Annotated in this window: 15 protein-coding genes; 12 read left to right on the top strand and 3 right to left on the bottom strand. The window is 56.7% G+C overall.

What is annotated here, in order from left to right; translation table 11 throughout:
- Positions 1 to 35: 35 nt before the first annotated feature.
- The 3 genes from SO156_RS25750 (at position 36) to SO156_RS25760 (ending at position 3,414) form a co-directional block, all read left to right on the top strand.
- The gene (locus SO156_RS25750; RefSeq protein WP_498536724.1) at positions 36 to 824 is read left to right on the top strand and encodes an ABC transporter ATP-binding protein; all 789 of its coding nucleotides are present in this window, start codon (positions 36 to 38) and stop codon (positions 822 to 824) included.
- Between the two features lie 28 nt (positions 825 to 852).
- The gene (locus SO156_RS25755; protein WP_498536692.1) at positions 853 to 2,049 is read left to right on the top strand and encodes an acyl-CoA dehydrogenase family protein; all 1,197 of its coding nucleotides are present in this window, start codon (positions 853 to 855) and stop codon (positions 2,047 to 2,049) included.
- A gap of 123 nt (positions 2,050 to 2,172) precedes the next feature.
- Positions 2,173 to 3,414, top strand: coding sequence for an SfnB family sulfur acquisition oxidoreductase (locus SO156_RS25760; protein ID WP_498536693.1), 1,242 nt, complete (start codon positions 2,173 to 2,175; stop codon positions 3,412 to 3,414).
- A gap of 294 nt (positions 3,415 to 3,708) precedes the next feature.
- Here the strand turns inward: SO156_RS25760 and SO156_RS25765 are convergent, their stop codons facing one another.
- The gene (locus SO156_RS25765) at positions 3,709 to 4,905 is read right to left on the bottom strand and encodes a diaminopropionate ammonia-lyase (protein WP_498536694.1); all 1,197 of its coding nucleotides are present in this window, start codon (positions 4,903 to 4,905) and stop codon (positions 3,709 to 3,711) included.
- Between the two features lie 268 nt (positions 4,906 to 5,173).
- On the opposite strand from SO156_RS25765, the gene SO156_RS25770 reads away from it, so the two are divergent.
- From SO156_RS25770 to SO156_RS25790, 5 genes are all read left to right on the top strand, one after another.
- A complete protein-coding gene (locus tag SO156_RS25770) occupies positions 5,174 to 5,380 on the top strand; it encodes a hypothetical protein (RefSeq protein ID WP_498536695.1) in 207 nt (68 codons plus the stop codon).
- A 221-nt stretch (positions 5,381 to 5,601) separates the two neighbouring features.
- Positions 5,602 to 5,808: a cold-shock protein gene (locus SO156_RS25775; RefSeq protein WP_498536696.1), complete on the top strand. Its 207-nt coding sequence runs from the start codon at positions 5,602 to 5,604 to the stop codon at positions 5,806 to 5,808.
- Between the two features lie 1,252 nt (positions 5,809 to 7,060).
- Positions 7,061 to 7,219, top strand: a complete 159-nt coding sequence (locus SO156_RS25780) for a hypothetical protein (protein WP_498536697.1) — start codon at positions 7,061 to 7,063, stop codon at positions 7,217 to 7,219.
- 5 nt (positions 7,220 to 7,224) lie between these two features.
- Positions 7,225 to 7,551, top strand: coding sequence for a helix-turn-helix domain-containing protein (locus SO156_RS25785; protein ID WP_498536698.1), 327 nt, complete (start codon positions 7,225 to 7,227; stop codon positions 7,549 to 7,551).
- A gap of 469 nt (positions 7,552 to 8,020) precedes the next feature.
- Positions 8,021 to 9,073 (top strand): alpha/beta hydrolase family protein, encoded by a 1,053-nt coding sequence (locus SO156_RS25790; RefSeq protein ID WP_498536699.1) that lies wholly within the window; start codon positions 8,021 to 8,023, stop codon positions 9,071 to 9,073.
- 406 nt (positions 9,074 to 9,479) lie between these two features.
- On the opposite strand, the gene SO156_RS25795 is transcribed toward SO156_RS25790, so the two are convergent.
- Both SO156_RS25795 and speD read right to left on the bottom strand, forming a co-directional pair.
- A complete protein-coding gene (locus tag SO156_RS25795) occupies positions 9,480 to 9,962 on the bottom strand; it encodes a MarR family winged helix-turn-helix transcriptional regulator (protein ID WP_498536700.1) in 483 nt (160 codons plus the stop codon).
- Between the two features lie 712 nt (positions 9,963 to 10,674).
- A complete protein-coding gene (gene speD, locus SO156_RS25800) occupies positions 10,675 to 11,067 on the bottom strand; it encodes an adenosylmethionine decarboxylase (protein WP_498536701.1) in 393 nt (130 codons plus the stop codon).
- Between the two features lie 1,802 nt (positions 11,068 to 12,869).
- Between speD and SO156_RS25805 the strand changes: the two genes are divergently transcribed.
- From SO156_RS25805 to SO156_RS25820, 4 genes are all read left to right on the top strand, one after another.
- On the top strand, positions 12,870 to 19,325 hold the full coding sequence (locus tag SO156_RS25805; protein WP_498536702.1) for an amino acid adenylation domain-containing protein: 6,456 nt from the start codon (positions 12,870 to 12,872) through the stop codon (positions 19,323 to 19,325).
- Positions 19,318 to 20,745 carry an MATE family efflux transporter gene (locus SO156_RS25810; RefSeq protein WP_498536703.1) on the top strand — a complete coding sequence of 476 codons (1,428 nt, stop codon included), beginning with the start codon at positions 19,318 to 19,320 and terminating at the stop codon, positions 20,743 to 20,745. The genes SO156_RS25805 and SO156_RS25810 overlap by 8 nt, the downstream gene beginning before the upstream one ends.
- A gap of 345 nt (positions 20,746 to 21,090) precedes the next feature.
- Positions 21,091 to 21,765, top strand: coding sequence for a 4'-phosphopantetheinyl transferase family protein (locus SO156_RS25815; protein ID WP_498536704.1), 675 nt, complete (start codon positions 21,091 to 21,093; stop codon positions 21,763 to 21,765).
- A gap of 153 nt (positions 21,766 to 21,918) precedes the next feature.
- Positions 21,919 to 22,194 carry a hypothetical protein gene (locus SO156_RS25820; RefSeq protein ID WP_498536705.1) on the top strand — a complete coding sequence of 92 codons (276 nt, stop codon included), beginning with the start codon at positions 21,919 to 21,921 and terminating at the stop codon, positions 22,192 to 22,194.
- Positions 22,195 to 22,682: the final 488 nt, after the last annotated feature.

The following is a 22,682-nucleotide window of genomic DNA, read 5'->3' on the forward strand; positions in this document are numbered from 1 at the left end:
CGAAAGATCTCGCCTGAGGAAGGATGTATCCGGGCATGAGTGACATTCTGCTTTCGCTCGAGGGGGTGGCCGCGACCTACAATCATGCCGTCCGGGCCGTGAACGACGTATCATTCGCGGTCCGGCGGGGCGAGATTGTCGCCGTGCTGGGCGCCAACGGTGCGGGCAAGTCCACAACACTTCAGGCGATCTCAGGGCTCCTGCCGGCGCGGCGCGGCCAGGTGACCGCCGGACGGATCAATTTTGACGGTCGCGACATCGTGTCGGCGTCGCCCGTCAAATTGGTTCGCTCCGGGATCGTTCCCGTGCTTGAGGGCCGGCATTGCTTCCGCTCGCTGACAGTGGAAGAGAACCTTATTACGGGCGCCATTGGCCGAGACGCCAAGTCCCGCGTGATCCGCGCTGGCCTGGATGAGATCTACGAGCTGTTCCCGCGACTTAAGCATCATCGCAGGTCCATCTCGGGACTAACGTCGGGCGGCGAGCAGCAGATGACTGCGATTGGCCGTGCACTGATGTCGCGGCCACGGTTGTTGGTGCTCGACGAGCCGTCGATGGGGCTTGCCCCGCTTGTCGTTGAAAGTATCTTCCGAGCGCTGAAGCAGCTCAACCGAGAGCAGGGCCTCTCTATCCTGGTAGCTGAACAAAATTCGACGGTCGCGCTACGCTTTTCCGACCACGCGGTCGCCCTTGAGAACGGCCATAGCGTCCTTTCCGGTACATCGGCGGCCTTGCGCAGTCGCGACGAGATCAAAGCGGTCTACCTCGGCGGCTCACCGCAAACCTGCTCCACACAGAAAGTGCTGACGCACGCCGTTGCTTGAACTCGTGAAAAACAAGGAGAGACTAACCATGGCCGCAGCCAAGCTGGCACACAATTTCGACGAAGAGCTCTATTCCCGGCTGGATGCTGCCATTGATGCGACCGTAAGGGTCAACGCCGATCGCAATGATCTCGAAAGCCGCTTTCCGCGAGAGAATTTGACGGCCTTGGCGGAAGCCGGCTGGACCGGCGTCCTGACTGAAACCCGGTTTGGCGGCCTTGGCCTTGCCCATATCGATTTTGCCGAAGCTGCCTATCGTATTGGCCAAGTTGATGCATCGACGGGCCTTGTTTACGTCATGCATGTCGGCGCGGCTCAGACCATCAATCTATATGGTAGCGACGACCAGAAGGAGCGCTGGCTCAAGGCGAAGAACGGTGCGCTGCTGGGTACATATTCTACGAGCGAACGCGCCACCGGCGGACACTGGTGGTACAATCTGTCGGAGGCGTCACGCGATGGCGACAACTATCTGCTTGATGCCAAGAAATCATTCACAACGAGCTCCGGTCAGGCCGACTTCTATGTGGTGCAGACACGCACGCCCGGTGCCAAGGACCAAACCGACATTGTTTTCTTCATCGTGGACGGCAAGTCTGCCGGAATCGAATCAAAACCTTGGAACGCCCTCGGCGTGCGCGCCAATCACTCGGGGCCTATTCACTACACGAGCGTGCGAGTGCCGCAACGGGATCGGCTGGGCGCTGAGGGGCAGGGGAAGGAAATCATCTACAACGGTGTCTCGCCCGTCTATCTGATCGGGCTCGGGGCCGTCTGGGAAGGCCTCGCCCGGGGTGTGTTGAATGCCGCCGTCAAGCACACTGCAAGTTTCGTACACAAGGATCGAAACAAGAGAGTTGCGGATTATCAGGCGGTCCGGCAGGAACTCGGTGCGGCCAAGGTGCTCGTTGAATCGTTGCGGCCCTGGCGCCTCGAGCTTGCAGCAAGGCTGGACGAACTCTGGCGCGCCGGCAAGCCGCAGAGCGAAATCCTGATTCCGCTGACCGAGTTCAAGGTGCATGCGGCCGAGGTCGCTAACAAGGTCGCCGCGGCTGCACTAACAGTCACCGGAGGTTACGGCTATCACCGGGGGCCGATTGAACGTTCCTTCCGCGACGCGCGTGCCGCTATCGCAATGGGCCCGTCGAACATCATCGCTCGGGACTGGATCGGCAAATCTCTGGTGGGCTTGCCGCTTGAGCTCTTCTACGAAGGTGGAGAGTAGTTCGAGCGCCGTATCGGAAACGAGTCTATGCCGCGAAAGATGCGGCGATTTGGCTCAAGGTAGCGAACGGCACCTCATGGTGCCAGCCAGCCGGGGCGGGCCGCCAGGCCTTCGGAGTTTTTCATGACCACAATAATAGAACGTGCCGACCGACCCGAGGCTGGATCGGAGTTCAACGTCGTACCAAAGGCGCAGGTCCTTAGTTCTGACGCGGAGGCCATCGACATCGCGCATAAAATGGCCGCCGAACTTGCGATCGATGCTGCAGCGCGTGATCGCGAACGGCGTCTGCCGGTAGCCGAGCTCGATCGCTTTTCGTCAAGCGGTCTTTGGGGCATCACCGTACCGAAGGCTCATGGCGGAGCCGGCGTCTCCTTCGCGACGGTCGCAGAAATGGTCAAGATCATCTCGGCCGCCGATCCCTCACTTGGACAAATTCCACAAAGTCATCTGAGAGTCCTGGACCTATTGCGACTGACCGGCTCGGACGAGCAGAAGCGCTTTTGGTTTGGCAAGGTCCTGCAAGGCAATCGCTTTGGCAATGCGGTCTCCGAAGCCAAAAGCAAGCACACCGGCATTTTCGAGACCACGATAACCCCTGATGGAGATACCTATCTCATCAATGGTCAGAAGTTCTATGCGACCGGGGCGCTTTTTGCTCATTATATCGCCATTGCAGCAACTGACGACAACGGAAGAGCGCATATCGCGATCGCGCCCCGCGATGCGGACGGATTGAGCATCATTGATGATTGGTCCAGCTTCGGCCAGAGGACGACTGCCAGCGGCAGCGTCGTCATCCGCAAACTTCGGGTACCCAAATTGGCGGTATTGCCAGCGCATGCGGTATATAACGCCCCAACTGCGAACGGACCGTTTGCCCAGCTCGTCCATGCCGCGATCGACGCGGGCATCGCCAAGGGCGCTCTTGCCGACACGGTTGCTTTCGTGCGCCAGTATGCACGGCCATGGATCGATAGCGGTCAGAACCATGGTTATGAGGACCAGTTCACTATCGCCCAAATTGGAGATCTCAGCATCAAACTGCATGCGGCCGAAGCCCTGCTCGAGCGAGCCGGGCACGCTTTGGATTTTGCCGTCGCGGAGCCAAACGAGAAAACGGTGGACGAGGCCTCAATCGCTGTGGCAATCGCCAAGGTAGCGACGACGGAGATCGCGATTTTGGCAGCGAACAAACTGCACGAGCTTGGCGGAACGCGATCGACGCTTGCACAGTACAATCTTGATCGTCATTGGCGCAATGCGCGCACCCACACGCTGCACGACCCGGTGCGCTGGAAGTACTTCCATATCGGGAACTACGTGCTGAACGGAGTACGTCCGCCGCGCCATCCCTGGAATTGAAGTTCCGTTGTGATCACGACAATCGATTCAATCGATCTTGAGATTGGGTCGAGGCGTTCTAGCGGGCGTATTGTTTGATCGATGGGAGTTTATCCGTTGACCGGACCTGACGGCTTGGGCAACGTCTTTGCGAGCCGCTTGCGCAGGTGGTCCACGCTGCAAAGGGACAACTTGGGACGATTCGAGATGAAGAAGGCGGCCAACGCCGGAATCAACATCGGCCAGCTTGAATGCCCAAACATTCAGATCCCAAAAGGCTAGCTCGCAGCGTCTGTCGACGGACTTTTGGCAGGCTTATCCGTTTTTCTCGGTCACGTGCGAAGGCGTCGTGCCGACCAGCTCTTCATAAAGGGAAGGATCGGTCGCACCCTCGGTGTTGACCAGGAAAACCCGTGCATTCGGTCCAAGACCAAGCTTGGCCCGCAAGGTCGGGTCAGAAGCAGCTTTCAGTAACGCTGCGAGACCAACACCACCGCTTTCGCCGGCAACAACTGCCGGATCGCCATCCCTCGGATTTGCCAGGCGCTTCATCACGCCGATTGCGTCCTCGTCGTCGACCGTCATAAAAGCGTCCGCTGCGCGCGAGAGGATGCGCCAGGCGACGAGCGAGGGCTCGTAGCATTCGAGCATGGCCATCACGGTGGATTGCCGGTGATCTACCTTTATAGGGCGCCCGGCCCGCGCGCTTTCAAGGAGGCACGCCGCTCGCGAGGGATCGACAACAGTGAAGAACGGGCGGTCGTTGCCGAACAGGACTGAGAAATGTCCGGAAATCGCGCCGGCGAGGCCACCCACGCCAGCCTGAATGAACACGTGAGTCGGGGGTTCGCGCAATTGACGCAGAGCCTCACTCAGTAGGGCGGTATATCCTTCCATCACCAGTCCTGGGATCCGCTCATAACCAGGCCAAGACGTGTCAGATACAGTGATCCAACCGCTTCTCGCCGCAACTCGGGATGCCTCAGCAACCGCATCGTCATAGTTGCCATCGACGCGGATCATCTGCGCGCCAAAGCGAGCAATGGCGAATATGCGTTCGTTGCTCACGCCTGAGTGAACAAAAATGGCGCATTTCGCCCCAACAAGCTGGGCGCCAAAAGCAACGGATCTGCCGTGATTGCCATCCGTGGCGCAAGAGACCGTCATGCCCCGCGCGACGGACTGAACTTCAGATGTGTGCAATTCGCTCAGCTCAACATCGCGACCGAGCCGCCGAGTGGCTTCCTCGAGCACCAGGCGAATCACAGCATAAGAACCGCCCAGCGCTTTAAAACTACCAAGACCGAGGCGATAGCCCTCATCCTTTAGATGGATCGAACCAATTCCGATCTCACGAGCAAGGCCCGCTAAAGAAATAAGGGGAGTTTCCTTGTGACCATCGCGAGCCCTTATAAAACGCTCGACCTTTTGCGCGGATTCGACGCTCAGCGTGTCGGCGTCGGAATCATCAAGCGGAGCGCGGTGATCGGGGTGCGAGTTGAGGAGAAACATGAGTGAGCTTTCTTGCCTCGTTGGCCGCTGTATGGAGCATTTCATTCGCGATGGCAAAGTGATTGGCCGCATTAGCAGCAGAAGCCGACAATCGAGTGGTGGAATCCGTCAAAAAGACCGTTCGTGCGACGAATTTGTGCGTCGATGCCCGAATCATTGCGTTAATCAATATCAATAACGCCCTACTTTGCAGGGCTACGCACATGTTTGGGGGCGATAAAGGACAAGCCCCGGTTGGGCCCAATTCGGCGCAGCATAGGAGAAGGACATGGCCAACCATTTCTACCGACTCCGTATGGGCACGTATGCCGAGACGTTGTTTCGGCGCAGTCAGCGCGACCTGCAGCAACGGCTTTGGCTGCAGTACAACCTGATGCAGCTCGCCAGCGAACTAGCACGAGCCAAGACCCGGCCCGGCGCGGTGGACCACCCAGTCCGGCACCGACACGATGCAGCCGAATCCGTCACCAGCTGAATCGACCTCATCAGAGGTGCCAAACAAATCTTTCTCACGGCTGCAACCAAGCGGACCGACCGCCCGTACATCGCCCGGACCGTCGCTTGCGCTCGCTGAGCGATCCATCCTGGATGAGATTTGCGAGAACATCCCAAGCACGAGACAGGCATCCGCGCTGATGCCGCGCTCCAGGAGGGCGGGCTCCCATTTCGATATGGGTTCAATTTGGAGTTATTGTGGTGGCAATCGGTACTGTGAAATGGTTCAGCTCGACCAAGGGGTACGGCTTCATCAAGCCGGATGATGGCGGCCCCGATGTCTTCGTCCATATTCGCGCCGTTGAAAAGTCCGGTTATACCGAGTTGGCAGAGGGGGCAAAGATCAGCTATGAGATAAGGGTCGGACGCGCTGGCAAGATGTCCGCCGAAAATCTCCGACTTGAATAACCATATTCCCGCGAACAAATAAGCAATCTAGCCATTCATCATTCTGGCTCCGCCTCCGACCTGTCCGCGAGGCGAAGGTACGGCCTCAGCATATCCCCCCGGAGCCGCTGGGGCCGTTTCCTTAAGTCCACGCGTGTGATTTCTCGCTCCCTGAGCACGGGAGCCAATTGACGAGATTCTGCGACCGCGGCGCAAGAATCTCGATTCGCGCTCCACAGCATTTGCTCATTCCGATGGACGCGCGAATATGCGCCTCCCCCTCCGCACTAAGCGAATCGGCCTTCGGCATGAAAGCTCGGCACTGGGACACAGTCGGCGACGCGCTTTTTGTTGTCGGTCGAATTGACGACCGACGATCCAGAGACGCTCGACGATCTCGTCCCATACGTGCCTGTAAGCGGAGAGGACTACATCACCTACGGTGTCCGCCATCACCATGACCGACGAGACCTTCCAAACGGAAAGAGTTAGCTTCGACTGGAACGTGTTTCGCCGGGCTGCCTATCAGTTGCTCGGATATGGCTTCATCTGGTAAGAGCGAGAAGTCAAATTCAATCTGGTCGACCGCAGCTCTGTTCGCTGCTGAACTGGAAGGCCGCTGACCTGGAGCGGGTGAGGCCGTTCTTCATTCGCCGGATATCGTTCGTGCCCTCAGACCGAACCCGGTAACAGTCGAACGCAAGCGGGCTTTTCGCGAGAAGGCATCCGACGTTAATGCCGCCAAGTCAGTGCTCCGTCTTCCGAATATGGGATAGCTGAGATCCGTCAGCCGCAGCCAATGAGGCCAAGCCGATGGAAAGTCGCCGAACTTCAGGAAACAGTCCTTGACTGAGGTGAAGACCTAGTCCCTCCTAATGCGGTAGGCGATCCATGGGAACGGTCGCCAGCTCGGCATCATGCCGAGAGATCATCTGTCGATCCGCAAGCTATTCTTTCCGAGGCGGGAAGGGCAGGATCCTTCCCGATCCCACGGTGGGGCAAACTAGGGTCGCCGCCCGAACAACACCTTTTCCAACCCTGCAAGTCCGCGCGGTTCCGATTCGTCAATCAACCCATCATAATGGCCAGATAGTTTCCGGTTTTTGTGGGTTTCAACCCACTGTAAGGGTTGAATATCCACGCAGTCGTGCTTCGGCCATTCCTAGGTCCACGACCTGGGAATGCATGCGACTACAGAACCGGGATAAGACCCCCGATTGGCGCGAAGTCTTGCGAAGCGGTCGCTGCTCCCGGAGTTCCTGCCGATCGTCTGATGGAGCGCTTGGCCGCGAAGGAGAATCTGTTGCGCGCTTTGCCTGACCTCGCGCGCCAGCACGAGATACCCGACGCCGTCGTGCAGAATGCAATCATCAGGGACAAGGAAATGGCGGACGGCGTCGCGAAATTGCGGAACGTTCCTCCTAACAGGTGATCGACATGCCGAGATGGCGCAAACCGACCAAAGTCGAGATTCGAGAGCGCCGCGCCGCCGTTGCGGCGAAGGCGCGGGCAGCCGAGCTACGGCTTCCGCATGCTGTCGCAGAGATGCGTCTCGCGCTCGGGCTTTCGCAACCCGAGTTCGCGAAACTTTTCAAACTTACGACACGTCAGGCCGGCGAAATCGAGCGCGGGGTGGCCAACCCGACTTCCGAAACCCTTCAAAAAATCGGTCGTGCGTTCGGCTTTCAGATCGGCTTCGTGCCGATCACATCTTCAAGAACAACGGGCGCAGTGCCATCCTCTGATTCCGAACCGACTTCCTGAGCCCTCGGAGCTGTTCATGGTCGTGCGAACGTTTCGAAGGACGGCACCGGTCTGCTGATAGGGTGCTCCAGGTAGTCTCCAACTCATCAGCCCGCCCGATCCATCGCACAGAACATTATGTCCGGTCCCAGGATTTCTGGCGGCCCGTCACGAGTCTCAAAATCGGGCTCTTCCAGCAAGGCAATCTCCAGCATCGCCCTTTCGGCGCGCACTGCTGGCAGTTTATAGCTCTTATTCCAAGGGCTTTGCGGTTCGCGCCCAAGTTTACTGAGTCGCGCATCGTCTGGTGCAGCGGAACGCAGGCGGATGAAAAACTGCGTACCCTCACGCCAAAGGCAGAATTACATCGCTGCATGGCTTAATACTGGGAAGTTTCTCCTGCGATGTCAGCTACTGTCTCCGCGACACGTGGAGCTAAGCTGGCTGTAGAACCGGCTATCTCTTCAGATCCGCACAAGGGACAAATGGGATGGACGGCGCTGCGTGGCCCCAGGTGAGGGGCAATCTTTCATCCACGCGATGGGGCGCTGCGGCGTTCCTCAACAATCTCGAAGCCGCCTGCACAAGTATTAGCCGAACTGAATGGGTCATTAGATGGATAAACATCGCAGATGCCCATCGGGTCCTTGGTGATACCAATCGGGAAAAGGGATACCTTGATGAGGCGGCGCAAGATTGGCTATGCGCGCTAACCGCCTTTGAAGTTGCGAGGCGTCTGGCTTGTGAAGACGCTTCAGATAGCGCAGGCGTTCCGGCCAAAATCAACGCTGTCGTTCAAAAATTCGGAGCCTTGGAACAGAAGATCGAGCGAGTGCAAATCGAGTGCTGCGATCAAGGTGAGATTGTCGCCCACTACTTGCCCGCAGATGGTCGCAGTTCTAGCGCCCCAGCAATTATTTGCATCAGCACGGAAGAGGAGCCGGCAACGACGCTGCTCGGAAGACTCTTGCCCGTTGTGATGGATCGAGGCATGTCCGTCCTTGTTGTCGCTCACGAGGACGTCTCAAATGCCCGGCGCGGTCAGTCGGACATGTACTTGTCATGCTGTGTGGATTATTTAGCAGCCCGGTCAGACATTGATGCTGCTCGCATAGGCATCTATGGAGACGGGTTATCCGCTGCCATGGCATCCGATTTCGCTGCATCCGATAGCCGCGTTGCCGCAGCGGTCTGTGACGGTGGCCTCTGGAATTTGGCTCGGATGCTGGCGTCTGTCGACTGGGTTGCCGGAACCACAGATGTGCCGGACGAGGAAGTGATCTCGGCCCGTCGCTTGCGGATGCTCCGGCGGCTGAGATGTCCTGTTCTCGTAGTAGCAGGCGGGCGGGGCATCGTCAGCGCGTCGGAAGCGATGAAGCTGCTACGTGACGGCGCGGCCACACCCATTGATCTGCAGTTGGCCATACCACGGACGATAACGACCGACGGAGGGGAGGTCGAAAATTTCGTGACCTCCGACGATCGAATCTTCGGATGGCTAGAGCAAAAGCTTGTGCTGAGTTCGCTCTCTATTCATTGTTGAGTTGGACGGCAGCGGAAACCTCGCCGCTTGCGCTGCTGTATTCCGTTCATGCCACAGGCGGTGTCTTCAACATAATTTCTCTCACCTCAGGTGACATCCGGAGGCGCCATAAGCGTGGCCATGGCATTCTTACAAACGAATGTACGGCGGACGTCCAAGCTGGGCCCGACATGCATAGGCGCTGATGACCCCCGCACAATCCCAGAGTGCCTGCTCTGTGGAGCACAATCTGAGCAACTAGGCAGCTCAAGCCTTCCAATCTCATGCGCTGCCGTGCCCATGCTCGCGGAACATCTCGAACCGCTGCAGGATTATGTTTGGTTAGCCCGGAGAAAGGTGCCGCGGTTCAAGTCGTGGTGCCGAGCGAGCAGGCTCTGATGCTAGCTCAGCACTTTGTCATTTAGATCTACAATATTCCGATACTCAGCTTTTGAGATGCCAATCGGCTGTTTTTAGCAATCAAGATTAGCCGCTTGTTGATGTAGTGAAGGGACTCCTCATCGAGCCCATCAAGAATCGTGGAGTTGAGCGCTTGCCTTTTGATTGATAACTTTCTGATTTCGGCCTGCGCCTTTTGAGTCAGCGAAATCTGCAGGTATCTCGCATCATCAGGCGAGGTGACGCGAGCAAGAAACTCCAATTGTTCAAGTCTCTTTGTTTGATTGGTGACAAATGCGGGGTGGATTCGCAGCTTGTTCGCAACCGCTGTTCCCGAGACGCCTCGACCTTCATCGAGTTCGTCGATGGCCATGAGGATCAACCACTGCGCTTCGGTTATGCCTAGTAGCTGAGCCCAACTCTTGTGTATTTCCTCGAGTTGGGAATGGACCTCAACGATGTTCCAGATGAAATCGCTAACGGCTCTATCGAGTTGTTCTTTCACTTGCATGTTGCTGTTCCCGGCAGTTCTAGGGTGTCGCCGATACGCGCACAGCTGGTGTTCACTTCGGCGGAAGTGTAAGTACCCTTCTTGTGTGATCGAAAAAAGTGCGCAGCCGACACAGTGGATCAAAAACAATTGAGAGTTGCAATTGATTTTGGTGTGTATTGACGTTCGCCGTCAAGCAGATGTCATTTTTGCGTCTACTCGCAATCCAAGGCGCCGCTTGTCCTTTCTGCAGATGGTTATCCGTCAAACTGACTTCGTCCACGAAATTGTCTTGCGATAGAATATTGTTGCTCCCATAGAGCGTTGGTTACGATCCGGCGCTCTATCAAAGCCGTAAGAAGCCACTCGGCAAGCTGTATGCAAAACGGCTGTATCTGCACTGGCTAGCGACTACGAGCAAAATGGAAGAACTCTATTCGATAGAACTTTCTTCAATTCTTCGAGCAGACACGCATTGGCAACAGCGCCGCCGTCGTCATCGTTGCGACATGCTACGGCTTCAAGATAATAAAGATTGAATGGTGCCTCATTCGTCGACAAGGCTCAAGTGAGGATATCGAGCACCCAAGCTGCTCAGGTCGTTGTCATCGCCGCCATCGTCCGCAAGATTGTGGAGGGTGGGGCCCCAAATCGGCTTTCGCAATACTGCTGGCGCAACGCGTGCGCGAGCGAAGCAGCCTCCGCGGCCAATCCAAGGAGATCGACAGCTGCTTCAACGCGTTGGCTTGATTGACTCGCCTCTGCGGAAGCGGCGAACGTCAGAGTGTTCGGGCTGAAACGCCTCAACTAGAATTGGGACGGCGCTCTCAGGATCGCTGTTGCCACATACGAAAACATCGGCGGCCGCGTAGGACCTCTCAGGCCAGGTGTGTAAGGTGATGTGCGATTCAGCCAACAAGGCTATTGCGGAGACGCCGTGACCCGGACAAAACTTATGAACATGAAGATGGAGCAATGTCGCACTCGCCGCCCGGACGGCTTTTCGGATTGCGTCTTCGGCAATGACTGGATCGTCAAGTTTCTTCGCTCCCCATAAGTCGATCAGCATATGCGTCGCACCGGAGGACAGAGACGGCGGGGTTTCCTTCTCGCTATCAATAGTCACTCAGAAATCTCCATTGAATTGTGGGCCCATTAAGCTGAGCTATTCGGGATTAGGTGACGAGGTGATCAGGCCCGCTCGGCACCTTGATTGGGTGAATACCGTCATTGAATCTGACAACTGCGACCTTCGGCACCTCTTTGTGCCTTAAGCCACCGCCAGACCTTTATTTTGCGATCACCAGCTCGAACACCATTGCCCTGGGGCGGTTGGCATCCCGTGGTCGAGTCGTGCCCTGGCGAACACGCTCTCGATTGAATTGGTGGTCCGCAAGAGATCGGCCTCACGTTTGAGGCCAAACACCGAACTGCTTTTCTGGGAGTTGTAGCCGGCCTTGTCGTCTGCAAGGAACACATGGGTATCTATGCCACCATCATAGACAGACGGAATGTCGGGATTAGTGAAGCATTTTTGGCCGCAATCACCGCGGACGTGTCCGCCAATATATCCTCCGACCAGGCTCCACGGAGCCGATGACAGACATACTGCTGGCTCAAGATTCGCCGAACAGGCTACGCCGCTTGCGACCAGCGCAATCGTTGTCGGTCCCCCAGAACGAACTCCAGATCGCATCAAACACTCCGCGGCGCTGCTTCTATCGACAACCGAGCACTTTCGAGCTTGCATCGGTGATGGCGCCGTGAATGAAGCAAGCAGCGTGCCGCTTGGAAATTGAGGAGTCTCGAGTTGCGTCGTACCGGGTGCATGCGTCAGGTTGTGGACAATTGTCCTAAAGCTGACAATCGCTCTGTACGTACCGACACTATGCTGCGCGGGAGGAAGCCGCCTCCCTCGCTGCAGAGTAGAAGGAGCCTTTTGTTGGTTCCGACAGAATTTCGATCTCACCTATCGAGGCCGATGCGAACCGATATAATCCACTGGTTCTTACCGACGAGCGGAGCCGGCCTGGACGCTGGACCCATCCGCCCGAACAGCGCACCAACAGCGCTGGGTGATAGAAGTCCGGCTCGCGGGAAATCGTCACGAGCGATCGGTCAGGCAACGCTGGCACGGCGGGAAAGGCTCGCCATCAGCGTCTTCCAGCTTATCGCGAATACCTTTAACACGCCGCTCCGGCTTCGCTGTGGTGCTAAGCGGCTGCGAACATCGGCAGATTAAGGACCTCGCGGTGGCTGGTTCTGCACGCGTTACTTTGCTGAAACGTCAACTCTGGTCGCGGAGGGCAAGCTCTAGAGTACCCGAAAGGGCGATCCAATACGCTTCCGAACTGGAATTGAAGCGTGTGTAGTGCCGCTTGGCCGCCGCGAGAGTGCTCGACAATTCCTTTCAGCGCGTCAAAGCAAGTTTCAGCCTCCCGTCCTACAGCAGAATCCTACAAAGCCAAAAGCGTCAAAATGCTCGAGCACCTAACAACTGCCCCTCAGCGGCTACGCAACTGCCTCCTGGAAAACAAACACGCATCTGTCTCGATGTCGACGTCATCGCTTGGGACTGTAGACAACATGCAACCCGGCGAGCGTCAGGTCTTTCATCAGGAGAGCACATGTAAGAATTCACAAAGCCAAAACCGAGTTCTCTGGGCTCGTTGATTGCGGGTGGCATGCAGACGACGCGTGTCTACTACCAGATCAGGTAGATGCCACCGCCAACTTGAGGCCCTAGCGTTCGGTAGTGTTCTCCGCCGATTATCGAGGAAACAGTGAGCGCAAAGGACGAGAAGCTAACAATTAGTCAAAACGGCACACTATGACTGGCAGAACCAGGGTGGAGAAATGTACCCGCCATTCAGGACACTCGGTGTTCTGATTCAAGGGCCACACAGGGCGACGAATGGCGGAAGGCGTATGCCTAAGGAAAATCGATCGGACAAAAATCCTGTTGAGGAACGTCAACCGGTCGACCCGATCATGCAGATCGATCGGCTTGCATCTTCGGATCCCGAGAGGGTTGCCCTGAGGTGCGGCGCAGACGCACTCACCTACAAGGCGCTGCGCTTAAGATCGGATGCCCTCGCGAGGACGTTACGAGAGAGGGGGACTCACGGCGCGGTGGTCGCCTATTTGGGTGAGCGGGACCTCGATTGGGCGACGACTGTCGTCGCAATTTTGAAGGCCGGATCAACCTACCTGCCGCTCGATCCGTCGTTACCCGCTTCCCGTACATCATTCATGATCGAGCAGAGCCGCTGCGCTCTGATAATTGGTCCAGACCGGCTGGAGTCGCTCAGCCAGTTCCAGGCGAACAGCAAAGCCACCACGCAATTCATGACGATTGAGGCGGCGCTGCGCGAAGGCCAAGCGTCGTCTCTTGCGCCATCATCGAACGGGAATGGACTTGCCTACATTCTGTTTACGTCTGGTTCGACGGGCCGCCCGAAGGGCGCAATGATCGAGCGCGCAGCGCTGAATAATCATTTGGCGGCAAAAATTGACGCTTTAACCCTAAGCCGGACGGATTGCGTCGCGCAGACAGCATCGCACTGCTTTGACATCTCGCTGTGGCAGCTTCTGGCGGGGCTTTGCGTCGGCGGCCGTATCGCTATCATCGATGATACGGCCCTGAAATCGCCAGTAGTTCTTCTCCAATCAATTCAACAATGTGGCGTGACGGTTGTTCAATTCGTTCCGTCGATGCTTGCGGTGTTTGTTGAATATTTGCAATCGCTTGCGGCCGCTGAGCGAGCTCTGGACGGTTTGCGGGTTATTTCTACGGTCGGAGAACCGCTCACGCCGGGACTGGCGCGCGCGTGGCTTGCCTTATATCCTCTGGTCCCCATTCTCAACCACTACGGGCCGACCGAGTGCGCGGACGGCGTTGCGCATCATCTGCTTTCCGTGCCCCCTGCGCTGGCTGACCTCTATGTGCCGATCGGCAAAGCGATTTCTAACCTCGAGGTTTATCTCGCGGACGGACCGCGGCTGTGCAACCCGGGAGAGGTCGGCGAGATCTGTGTTAGCGGCGTTGGTGTCGCTGCTGGTTACGTCAATGACGACGACCGCACCAAGGATGCCTTTGGGCCAAACCCGTTCTCGAACGATCCGTCGTTCCAGCGCCTATACCGGACAGGTGATCTCGGGCGCGCTCGTTCCGACGGCCTCTTGGAATGTCTCGGTCGACGGGACCGTCAGGTCAAAATTCGCGGGCACAGAATTGAGCTGGGAGAAATCGAGGCCCGCCTTTGCGCTCATCATTCGGTACGTGGCGCCGTCGTGGTCGCCTCCGCCTGCGCAGGCGTGAAGCTTACGGCGAGAAACATAACCAGGGCTGAGGGGGAAACTGGATCGCGGCGACTTATCGCATACGTGTCGACCCCGGCTGAGGTGGGCGAAGGCGAGCTTCAGAACTTTCTTGCCGAAGCGCTTCCCACCTACATGCTTCCAGAAAGAATCATCCACGTCGGCAGTATTCCACTGACCAGAAACGGAAAAGTCGATTTTGGAGCCTTGCCGGACCCGGCCAGTGTTCGCCCTTTCTTGCCGACTCGATTTGAGGAGCCGCAAACAGAGCTCGAAGCTCAGCTGTGTCAAATTTGGTCCGGCGTTCTGCGCATTGAGAACATTGGCGTGAATGACGAGTTCATAAGTCTCGGCGGAGACTCGCTTCGGGCGATGCTTATATTGGGCCAGTTGCAGACCTTGCTCGGAATGAGAGCGGATTTCAGGCGCGTTCTGAATGGAACAATCCGATCTCTTGCGGCGTCGATGTCGGCTCCAGTCGAATCGAAACCGTGCACGGCCCCGACGCACGGTAGGCTAACGCGAGCGCCCCTCACGCGAGTTCAGGAGCACCTATGGTTTCTCTCACAGCTTGATCCGTCTGCCAGGAACTACATCATTCAGGGCGGCCTGCAAATAAAGGGCAGCATCGATCTGGCAGCGTTCAATCGCGCCTGGACCGATGTCATTCACTCCCATCAGGCATTTTCTGCACGCTTCATCGACGAGAAAGGTCCGCTTCAATGTTTCGATGTTCCTCAATGCGCAAGCCTTGAACTGGCTGATGCATCTCATCTCACGGCGCAGGAAGCAGAGGAGCTGATCGCAGAGCTACGGCGAGCAGAGCTTAACGCCAGTTTTGATCTCGGCCAAGGCCACTTATTTCGCGCGCGTATGATCCGTTTTAGCCCTGACAACCATCTGATATTGATCACCGCTCACGAAATCATCATCGATGCCTGGTCGATCTCCGTTCTGCTCAGGGACCTTCGGCAAAGGTACGTAGATGCTGCGGCGTTCTTGCCAGAAAACCGGGCGTCACTCTCGAGCTACGCCCTCTGGGAAATCCAGCACACGACGCCGGAGGCGCTGGCCAGGCAACGTAGTTATTGGCGTAATCAGATTGGCGATGATCCGCCGGTTCTGTCGCTCGAAACGGGACGAGCGCGGCCGCAGACAAATTCCTATCGCGGCGCTTCGCATGCGGTGCTGCTTGGCAGCGAGCTCTCCAATCAGGTCCGGGAGTTTGCGCGCCGCCATAGATGCACCACGTCGACAACACTCCTTTCATGTTTCAAGCTGCTGCTGCGGATGTATAGCGGTCAGGACGACATTATTGTTGGCATACCGCACGTCGTACGGGATCAACCAGGCAGCGACGTAATTATCGGCTTTTTCCTGAATATGCTGCCAATCCGAACCGCGATCGATGTCGACCAGTCCTTTGTGGTTCATGCGTTGCGCGTCCAGGATCTAGTTAGCAGTGCCATCGCAAATTCGGCATATCCATTCGGCTGGATGGTGAGGGATGCCCGTCTATTTCGCGAAGCCGGCCGCTCACCGATCTTCCAGGTCATGTTCAACATGTACTCTGAGGCCGCCGAGCCATCCGGCCAACATGAGTTGGATCTGACATTCCGCGAATATGAGACCGGCTATGTAAAATTCGATCTGACCTTGTACGCGCAAGATCAGGGCGATGAAATTGCCCTCCAGCTAGCGTATGCGGAAGACATATTTTCGAGCGATCTGATTGTTCGCATGGCCGACAATCTGCGCTGTCTGATCGCAGCTTGCGTTGAGAAGTCGCTTGCGCCCATTAAGAATCTGAGCTGCCTCAGCGCGTCCGACGTCGCTATGCTGGATTCGCTGGCAGGCTCGGTGCAGCCATATGAGACTGAATGCCCGCTTGTCGAGGCGTTCGAGCAAATCTGCGTCTCGAATCAGAGCCAGGTGGCATATTTCGGTCAATTCGGTGAGATCACGTTCGGCCAGCTGCGCGAGCGCGTAACAGCCATCAGATCGCTACTGCGGGCCTCGGACGTGGGAGCTGGCGATATGATCGCCATGCTTGTCGACAGGTCGCCCGACGTGGCCGCGGTTATTCTTGCGGCACGAGCCTTGCAGTCCATTGTCGTCCCGATATCGCCGGATTATCCGCGTGATCGGATCGAACATATCCTGCGAGATAGTCAGGCAAAGCTCTTGGTTCACGCAAATGCCGCCGAGCCTGGTTTCGACATGCCGTCGGTCTGTCTATTGACCCTAGAGGGGACGAGCGTGCCCCCACACGATTTTGGGCGCAGGGACAAACCATCAGATCATGGAATTTCAAGCCTTATTTACACGTCGTCATCAACAGGAAAGCCGAAAGGAGTTCTTATACCGGAATCGGCAATGCTCAATCGACTGAACTGGATGTGGCGGCGGTTTCCGTTCGACGGTACCGACGTTATGGTTGTGCAGAAGTCCGCATCACTTGTTGCTTCGGCTTGGGAGTACTTTGGGGGACTTCTGAAGGGTATACCGGCGCTGATCCTAGCCCAGGAGCAGTTGCTGGATCCGGATCTGCTGTTATGCGCGTTGGCGAGATGTCGTGCGACACATTTATTTGCCTCCCCGCCACTCCTATCCGCCGTCATCGCTTCGCAAGAACGGCACCCGCGACCGACGGCCTTGCGGCTGGTCACAAGCAGCGCCGAATCGATGCCTTCCTCGCTTCCCGGGCGCTGGCGTGCGAATTTTCCTGAAACGCCGTTGTGGAACTTCTACGGTGCTACGGAATGTGCATCCAATGCAGCAGTCTATGAAACATCGGATGCCGACGACGGCTCGTCGGTTGTCCCCGTTGGGCACCCAATCGATAACGTCAAACTCTACGTGCTCGATACCCAGTTAAGGAGAGTTCCTGTCGGAGCCGCCGGCGAACTCTGCATTGCCGGACGATGCGTGAGCGCTGGGTACTGGCGGGATCAAGATCGGACCAACCGCTGTTTCATCTCGAATCCGTATGATGACGGCCGATACAGCGTTCTTTATCGAACTGGCGATATCGCACGCATCTCAACCGGCGGCCTGCTCGAGATTTGCGGCCGATCTGACAACCAGATCAAAGTACGGGGCTTTCGCATTGAGTTGGAGGAGGTCGAAACGGCTCTTGAGTCTCATCCTGCAATCGCAAAAGCCGCGGTCGTCGCAGACGGCATGGATAATCATCGTCGCTTGATCGCCAGCGTGGTTCCGGCTCGCCACAGTCTAAGCTCTGGAGATATCGTCACTCACCTGCGCCACACATTGCCATCCTACATGATTCCTGCCGCCTTCCGTTTGGTTGACAGCATCCCCCTTACGTCAAGTGGGAAGATAGATCGTTCTCGCCTGTCGTCCGTTCCTTACCGCGAGGTGGGGCCGGTTCCCTGTGCTGAGCCACGCACGCGGAAGGAGCGCATTCTTGCTGCAATCTGGCAGGATCTATTAGGCACCAAGTGGGTCGGACTCGATCAGAGCTTCTTTGATATCGGAGGAGATTCTCTTCTCAGCGTGCGCTGCGTCACGCTGGCGCGCAAAGCCGGGCTGAATCTCACTGTCGAGCGACTTCATCGAACGCCGACTATCAGGGAATTGGCGGCAGACGAAGCGGTTACACTCCATTCCGCGGATGGTTCATTGGCAGTCACCCCCGCAATCTCATCTTGGAACCGTCTTGCCGCCTTCGACGAGCACTTCAACATCGGCGATCTGTTCTTCTTGCCCGCCGGCGTCCTGAACGTCCGAACGCTGGAGCGTGCCCTTGCCCATGTCATGAATAGGCACGAAGGCCTTAGACTGCGTGTCGCTCGAACTGCTGATGGCCTACGTCTGACAATCGAACCTTCCGTGGCCGAACGCCTCGTGGAAGAGATCGATCTTGTCGGAATAGACGTCCTTCAGCAGCGCAAGATAATCGAGAGCATCTCGGCAAGGCGTCAGCATGTGTTTCGGTTTGACGGCCAGACGCCTCTTGTCAGCGTCACAGCGTTCCGCACAGCGCAAAGCGGCGATTACTATCTTCTGGTCCTGATCCATCATTTTGTAGCGGACGGGATCGGCTATCGCCTATTCCTGGAAGCGTTGAATACGGCATACAACGCCCTTGCCTCGGGCCATGCTATAAGCGGTCCCGAGAACACACAAAGGCTCTGTCCATGGTTGAAGCGCCTTGAAAACTACGCGAACAGCGAAGCGCCAGCCGAACTCGAATACTGGGAGGGGATTGACTACCATCAGTTCGATTTTCACATCAGCGACACTTCACCTGGCGGCGCAAGCTTTTCGAAAGTGACGGCGAGAGAACTTCACTATGCCCGCCTTGAGGGCCGCACGGATGAAGCGAACTGCCGATCCCTCTGGGAAGATCAGGCCAAGTACCATCTTGAGATCGACAAACAAGCGACAGCTGATCTCTTCAATATTGCAGCCAGATGGGCGCATTGTCAGGACGTCGATGTCTTTCTTGCGGCCATATCCGGCGCTTTTGGAAGCGTTTTCGGCAACTACTCGCTCTGGATCGATAGCCTTACCTCAATCCGAGGGCGGCTTTTTGATGATCTCGATCCATCTCAGATCGTCGCCCATATCAGCGAACTTGTTCCGCTTCCCTTGAGACTGACAGCAACGGAGCAGCGCCCCGATCGTGCGCGTTCAATATACCGCCAGCGCAATGCCCTGCCGCGCAGGGGAATCGGGTTTCGGGCCATGAAATTCTTAAACGGAGATACAGACGTGCGGAGCCGGGTCGATCGCCTGCCCTTACCAAGAATTGGATTGAATTTTCGAGCGGGTGTGCAGCGCCATTTTCCACGCCGTCTCTTAGCCAGGGAACCCTCTCGACTCTGGATCGGCGAAGACATGGATGAAGGGTCCGTGATTCACCTGTTCTGGTTCGATGTCGGATATGAAGCCGGCCATCTTCAGATCGAAGCGAGGTATGATTCAAGCCAAGTCGGTTATGAGCTGACCCGTAATCTTTGCACAACATTGCAACAGGAGTTGGTGCAAACGATCAGCGAATGCGGAAGAGCTCGCGACACGTTTACCCATGAATGAGCCAGATGCGGAATTCGCCTTCGAGAGCGATCGCGATGCGATGCCGAAGAAGATGCAGCACATTGACCTATCGGCCCCCAATCTGTCGATCCTCATTCTGCGGCTCGCGATTCCGTCTGTTGTTGGCTTGTCGATCAACGCGTTACAGCAGGTCGTCAACGCGATCTTTGTTGGCGCGCTTGGCGCACAGGCGATCGCAGCTGTCAGCATGGCCTTCCCAATCGTGGTCCTGCTCACAGCAGCTGGACAGGGGATCGGTGTTGGAGCAGCGTCGGTCATATCTCGTCATCTTGGCGCTGGAGAGTACCTGGAAGCGAGCCGAGGCGCGAGCACCGCACTTGCGCTCGCCGTTCCGATCGGTATCACGGTTACGGTCGCGCTGCTTATAAACCTGCGAGGGATCTTCGTAACGCTTGGGGCGACCCCAACCATTATACCCGTGGCGCTCGACTACACAACGACGCTTTTGTTTGGGTACACCTTGATGCTTCTAAACATTGTCAACGGATTCGTCGTCAGGGCCGAAGGCAATACACGGTTCAGCATGTGGACGATGGTTACCGCCTTCATACTGAACGCTGTGCTTGATCCCATCTTCATATTTCTGCTGGACCTCGGTGTGCGAGGCGCAGCCCTTGCAACGCTGGTATCTCAGATAGCTGCTGTTAGCCTCTATATCGCGTATTTTGCGAGGCTCCGCGGGATAGTCCTGGTCAGGATATCTCACGTCTCGTTGCGAGCTGATCGCATCAAGCAGCTCGCGTTCATAGGGGCGCCAGCGTCCACGACCAGTATTTTATCTGCTATTGCCGTTATGCTCTTGTACGGAGCTGCTGCGCCATTCGGGGACGAGTCTATCGCGGCCCTGGGAATAGCTGTACGGATCTTGACGATCGGCGCACTGCCTATCGCCGGCTTCTGTATGGGCTCGCAAGCTGTCCTTGGCTTTGGCTGGGGTGCACGGGACTTTGCTCGTGTACTGAAGGCTGCGAAGTTCATACTCTCAATAACGGTCGCGTTTTCCGTTGCGTATTCTGCGGCCGTTGTGATTTTTGCCCGGCCTTTGGTTGGGCTGTTCAGCAATAGCGATAGGGTCAGGGAAATTGCTGTCTCGACCTCCATCGTCTTCCATCTGTTCTTTGGGTTTTTTGGTCTTGAGAGTTTCGTAACGACGATGCTTCATTCGTTCGGGAGGGCGCGCCTCAGTGCGGTTGTGTCCTTCGCGAGGCAGGGCTATCTCTTCATACCGGCCGTACTATTATTGCCGATCATATCGGGTTTCAACGGACTGTTGATCAGTCAAGCAATCGCTGAGCTGGGCGCCGGCATGATCGCGTTGTTTGTTATGTTTCAACAGTTCGCTGAGCTTAGACGAGCGCTGTGGCATCCCACTTCAAGAGCAACCCAGATTGTGGGTTGAAACTGATGACGGATATCACCGGAGCCTTGAGCATTGGGCCTACATAGCCCGCGGATGTGTTGCACTCCAAGAGAATGAAGAGCGTTGCGTGCAAGAGTCATGCGCTACAGTAGTGGTCTTGAGCGGTGGCGTTCGCAATGCAGCAAAAGCGCGTGTTGCAGGCCGCCGCAACGGCAGTCGGAAGCGGACGCGGAGCTGGAGTTTCCCGCCGGTCGAGATCGGGGTGCCGCTCGCATGATGAGCTGGTCTCCCGCGACTTGAAGCTCTTGTGGTCGCAAGCTAACCACTCGCGGGAATTCAAAGGTCCCGCTTCGCGCTCCTCGAAAAAAAGGGTTTGTCCCAGCTATGAAAGCGCTCGCGACGTTAGGAGCTGCCATTTCTGCCGCTTTGGCGCATGATATCAGCTTTTCGGGCGGACCAATGTACGATCCCGCTCCTCCTCCGTTTCCCCCTGAAGCGAAAATGTTAGGCGACGTGTCCCTGCGTCGTCGGCGTGAATTCGCTTGGGGACGTCATCACGCTCGCGAGGCATTGCGCCGCCTCGGATTCACTCCTGTTCCGATTTTGTCTAGAAGTGATCGGGCTCCTCTTTGGCCCGTAGGCTTCGTTGGGAGCATTTCCCACTCTTCGTCTGATTGTGGCGCCGTTGCGGGATGCTCAAGAAACGTCCTCGCCCTGGGATTGGACATCGAAGATGAAGAGCCGCTCGGAGCTGACCTTATGCCGATCATATGCACCTCCGCGGAACTACAACGTCGGGAATGGTCCGGCAGTCGCTTTGGCCCGAAACTAATCTTCGTAATCAAGGAGGCTGTATACAAAGCATATTCGCCAGAAACCGGTGAATTCCTGGATTTTCAAGATGTCAGCGTTAGAACGGGCGACCAGAGTGGGTTTTTCGAGGCGGAGATCATCAATCCGGAAAAGCCTATGAATTTCGGCAGTCGAACTATCAATGGAATTTATCTCCCGTTTCTTGGAGGTATTCTTGCCTTGGCTGTGCGATTTCGAGGCTCGTAAGTAGCGCTGCGAAACTTGTCAACGTTGCCCGGAGCCTTGGCATGGAAATGATCTTCGATCTCGCAAGCGCTATACAGTTGGTACTGCAGCCAGCCGCTGCTGACGATGATGATCGTCCCTTCGTTCACGTCAGACATCGAAGAGGAGGGGAGCATGGACCGGGTGTTTCTCGCGCCTGAACGTATCCAATCGCTCGATATCGTTAAGCAGCTCAATCTGCTCAGCGAATTGGATAAGGGCAAGGCGGGCGGCGTCAGGGATTCTGTCGTGGTTTTCGTTCCGAAGAATCGCCAGCAGCTTGGCGGTGCTCGCCAAGCCGGCGCCCGCCACAATTCCCAATTCGTCCATGTGGACACGCAGGGCAGACAGTCGGGCTACGCTGCCTCATCAGCATTTTCCGCCTTCACAAATCGTGCCGGTGGCTTGTAGTTCGACAGAGATAACCGGTACGAACCGCATTGTGAGCCGGGTGCCGGCCTCACAAATCGGTTCTGCATTCGCGGCATCCGACTTGTTCGGCTGCGACCATAGGCAGAGCCGCGCGGACCACTGCCTGGCAGAAACTATAGCTGGCTTCAGTTGTGGAGCCGGGTCGTTACGGGCGAACGGTGCCGACTCTTCAACACCTCTTCCTTTTCGGTGGAAAGGTCTCCCCGATTTTGGCGGCGGCCGACTGATCGGCGCGTCTTGGGGTGGCAATTCGCTACGTCACTGTCGGGTCGACGCCCGAAGCGGCCGATACGGTACTCGGCCTCGTCCGAGGACAGCGCACCGGCAAATCAAGGAAATGTTGACCATTTAACCCAATGATATGTATGGAGATATTGTATTTTTCTTGATGTGTTCTTTGCGGGTTGCTATACTCCCCAGACGCTTTTGTCCCCGAAAAGCGTCGGCTCTCAAAATGGTGGACTTCG

The sequence above is a fragment of the Bradyrhizobium sp. UFLA05-125 genome (assembly GCF_059803515.1).

What these genes read in the sequence shown, in the direction of transcription:
- SO156_RS25795 (WP_498536700.1), bottom strand. Translation starts at nt 9,962, where the DNA reads ATGCAAGTGAAAGAACAACTCGATAGAGCCGTTAGCGATTTCATCTGG.
- SO156_RS25805 (WP_498536702.1), top strand. Translation starts at nt 12,870, where the DNA reads ATGCCTAAGGAAAATCGATCGGACAAAAATCCTGTTGAGGAACGTCAA.
- SO156_RS25755 (WP_498536692.1), top strand. Translation starts at nt 853, where the DNA reads ATGGCCGCAGCCAAGCTGGCACACAATTTCGACGAAGAGCTCTATTCC.
- SO156_RS25780 (WP_498536697.1), top strand. Translation starts at nt 7,061, where the DNA reads ATGGAGCGCTTGGCCGCGAAGGAGAATCTGTTGCGCGCTTTGCCTGAC.
- SO156_RS25820 (WP_498536705.1), top strand. Translation starts at nt 21,919, where the DNA reads ATGGACCGGGTGTTTCTCGCGCCTGAACGTATCCAATCGCTCGATATC.
- SO156_RS25815 (WP_498536704.1), top strand. Translation starts at nt 21,091, where the DNA reads ATGAAAGCGCTCGCGACGTTAGGAGCTGCCATTTCTGCCGCTTTGGCG.
- SO156_RS25770 (WP_498536695.1), top strand. Translation starts at nt 5,174, where the DNA reads ATGGCCAACCATTTCTACCGACTCCGTATGGGCACGTATGCCGAGACG.
- SO156_RS25790 (WP_498536699.1), top strand. Translation starts at nt 8,021, where the DNA reads ATGGACGGCGCTGCGTGGCCCCAGGTGAGGGGCAATCTTTCATCCACG.
- SO156_RS25785 (WP_498536698.1), top strand. Translation starts at nt 7,225, where the DNA reads ATGCCGAGATGGCGCAAACCGACCAAAGTCGAGATTCGAGAGCGCCGC.
- SO156_RS25750 (WP_498536724.1), top strand. Translation starts at nt 36, where the DNA reads ATGAGTGACATTCTGCTTTCGCTCGAGGGGGTGGCCGCGACCTACAAT.
- SO156_RS25765 (WP_498536694.1), bottom strand. Translation starts at nt 4,905, where the DNA reads ATGTTTCTCCTCAACTCGCACCCCGATCACCGCGCTCCGCTTGATGAT.
- SO156_RS25760 (WP_498536693.1), top strand. Translation starts at nt 2,173, where the DNA reads ATGACCACAATAATAGAACGTGCCGACCGACCCGAGGCTGGATCGGAG.
- SO156_RS25810 (WP_498536703.1), top strand. Translation starts at nt 19,318, where the DNA reads ATGAATGAGCCAGATGCGGAATTCGCCTTCGAGAGCGATCGCGATGCG.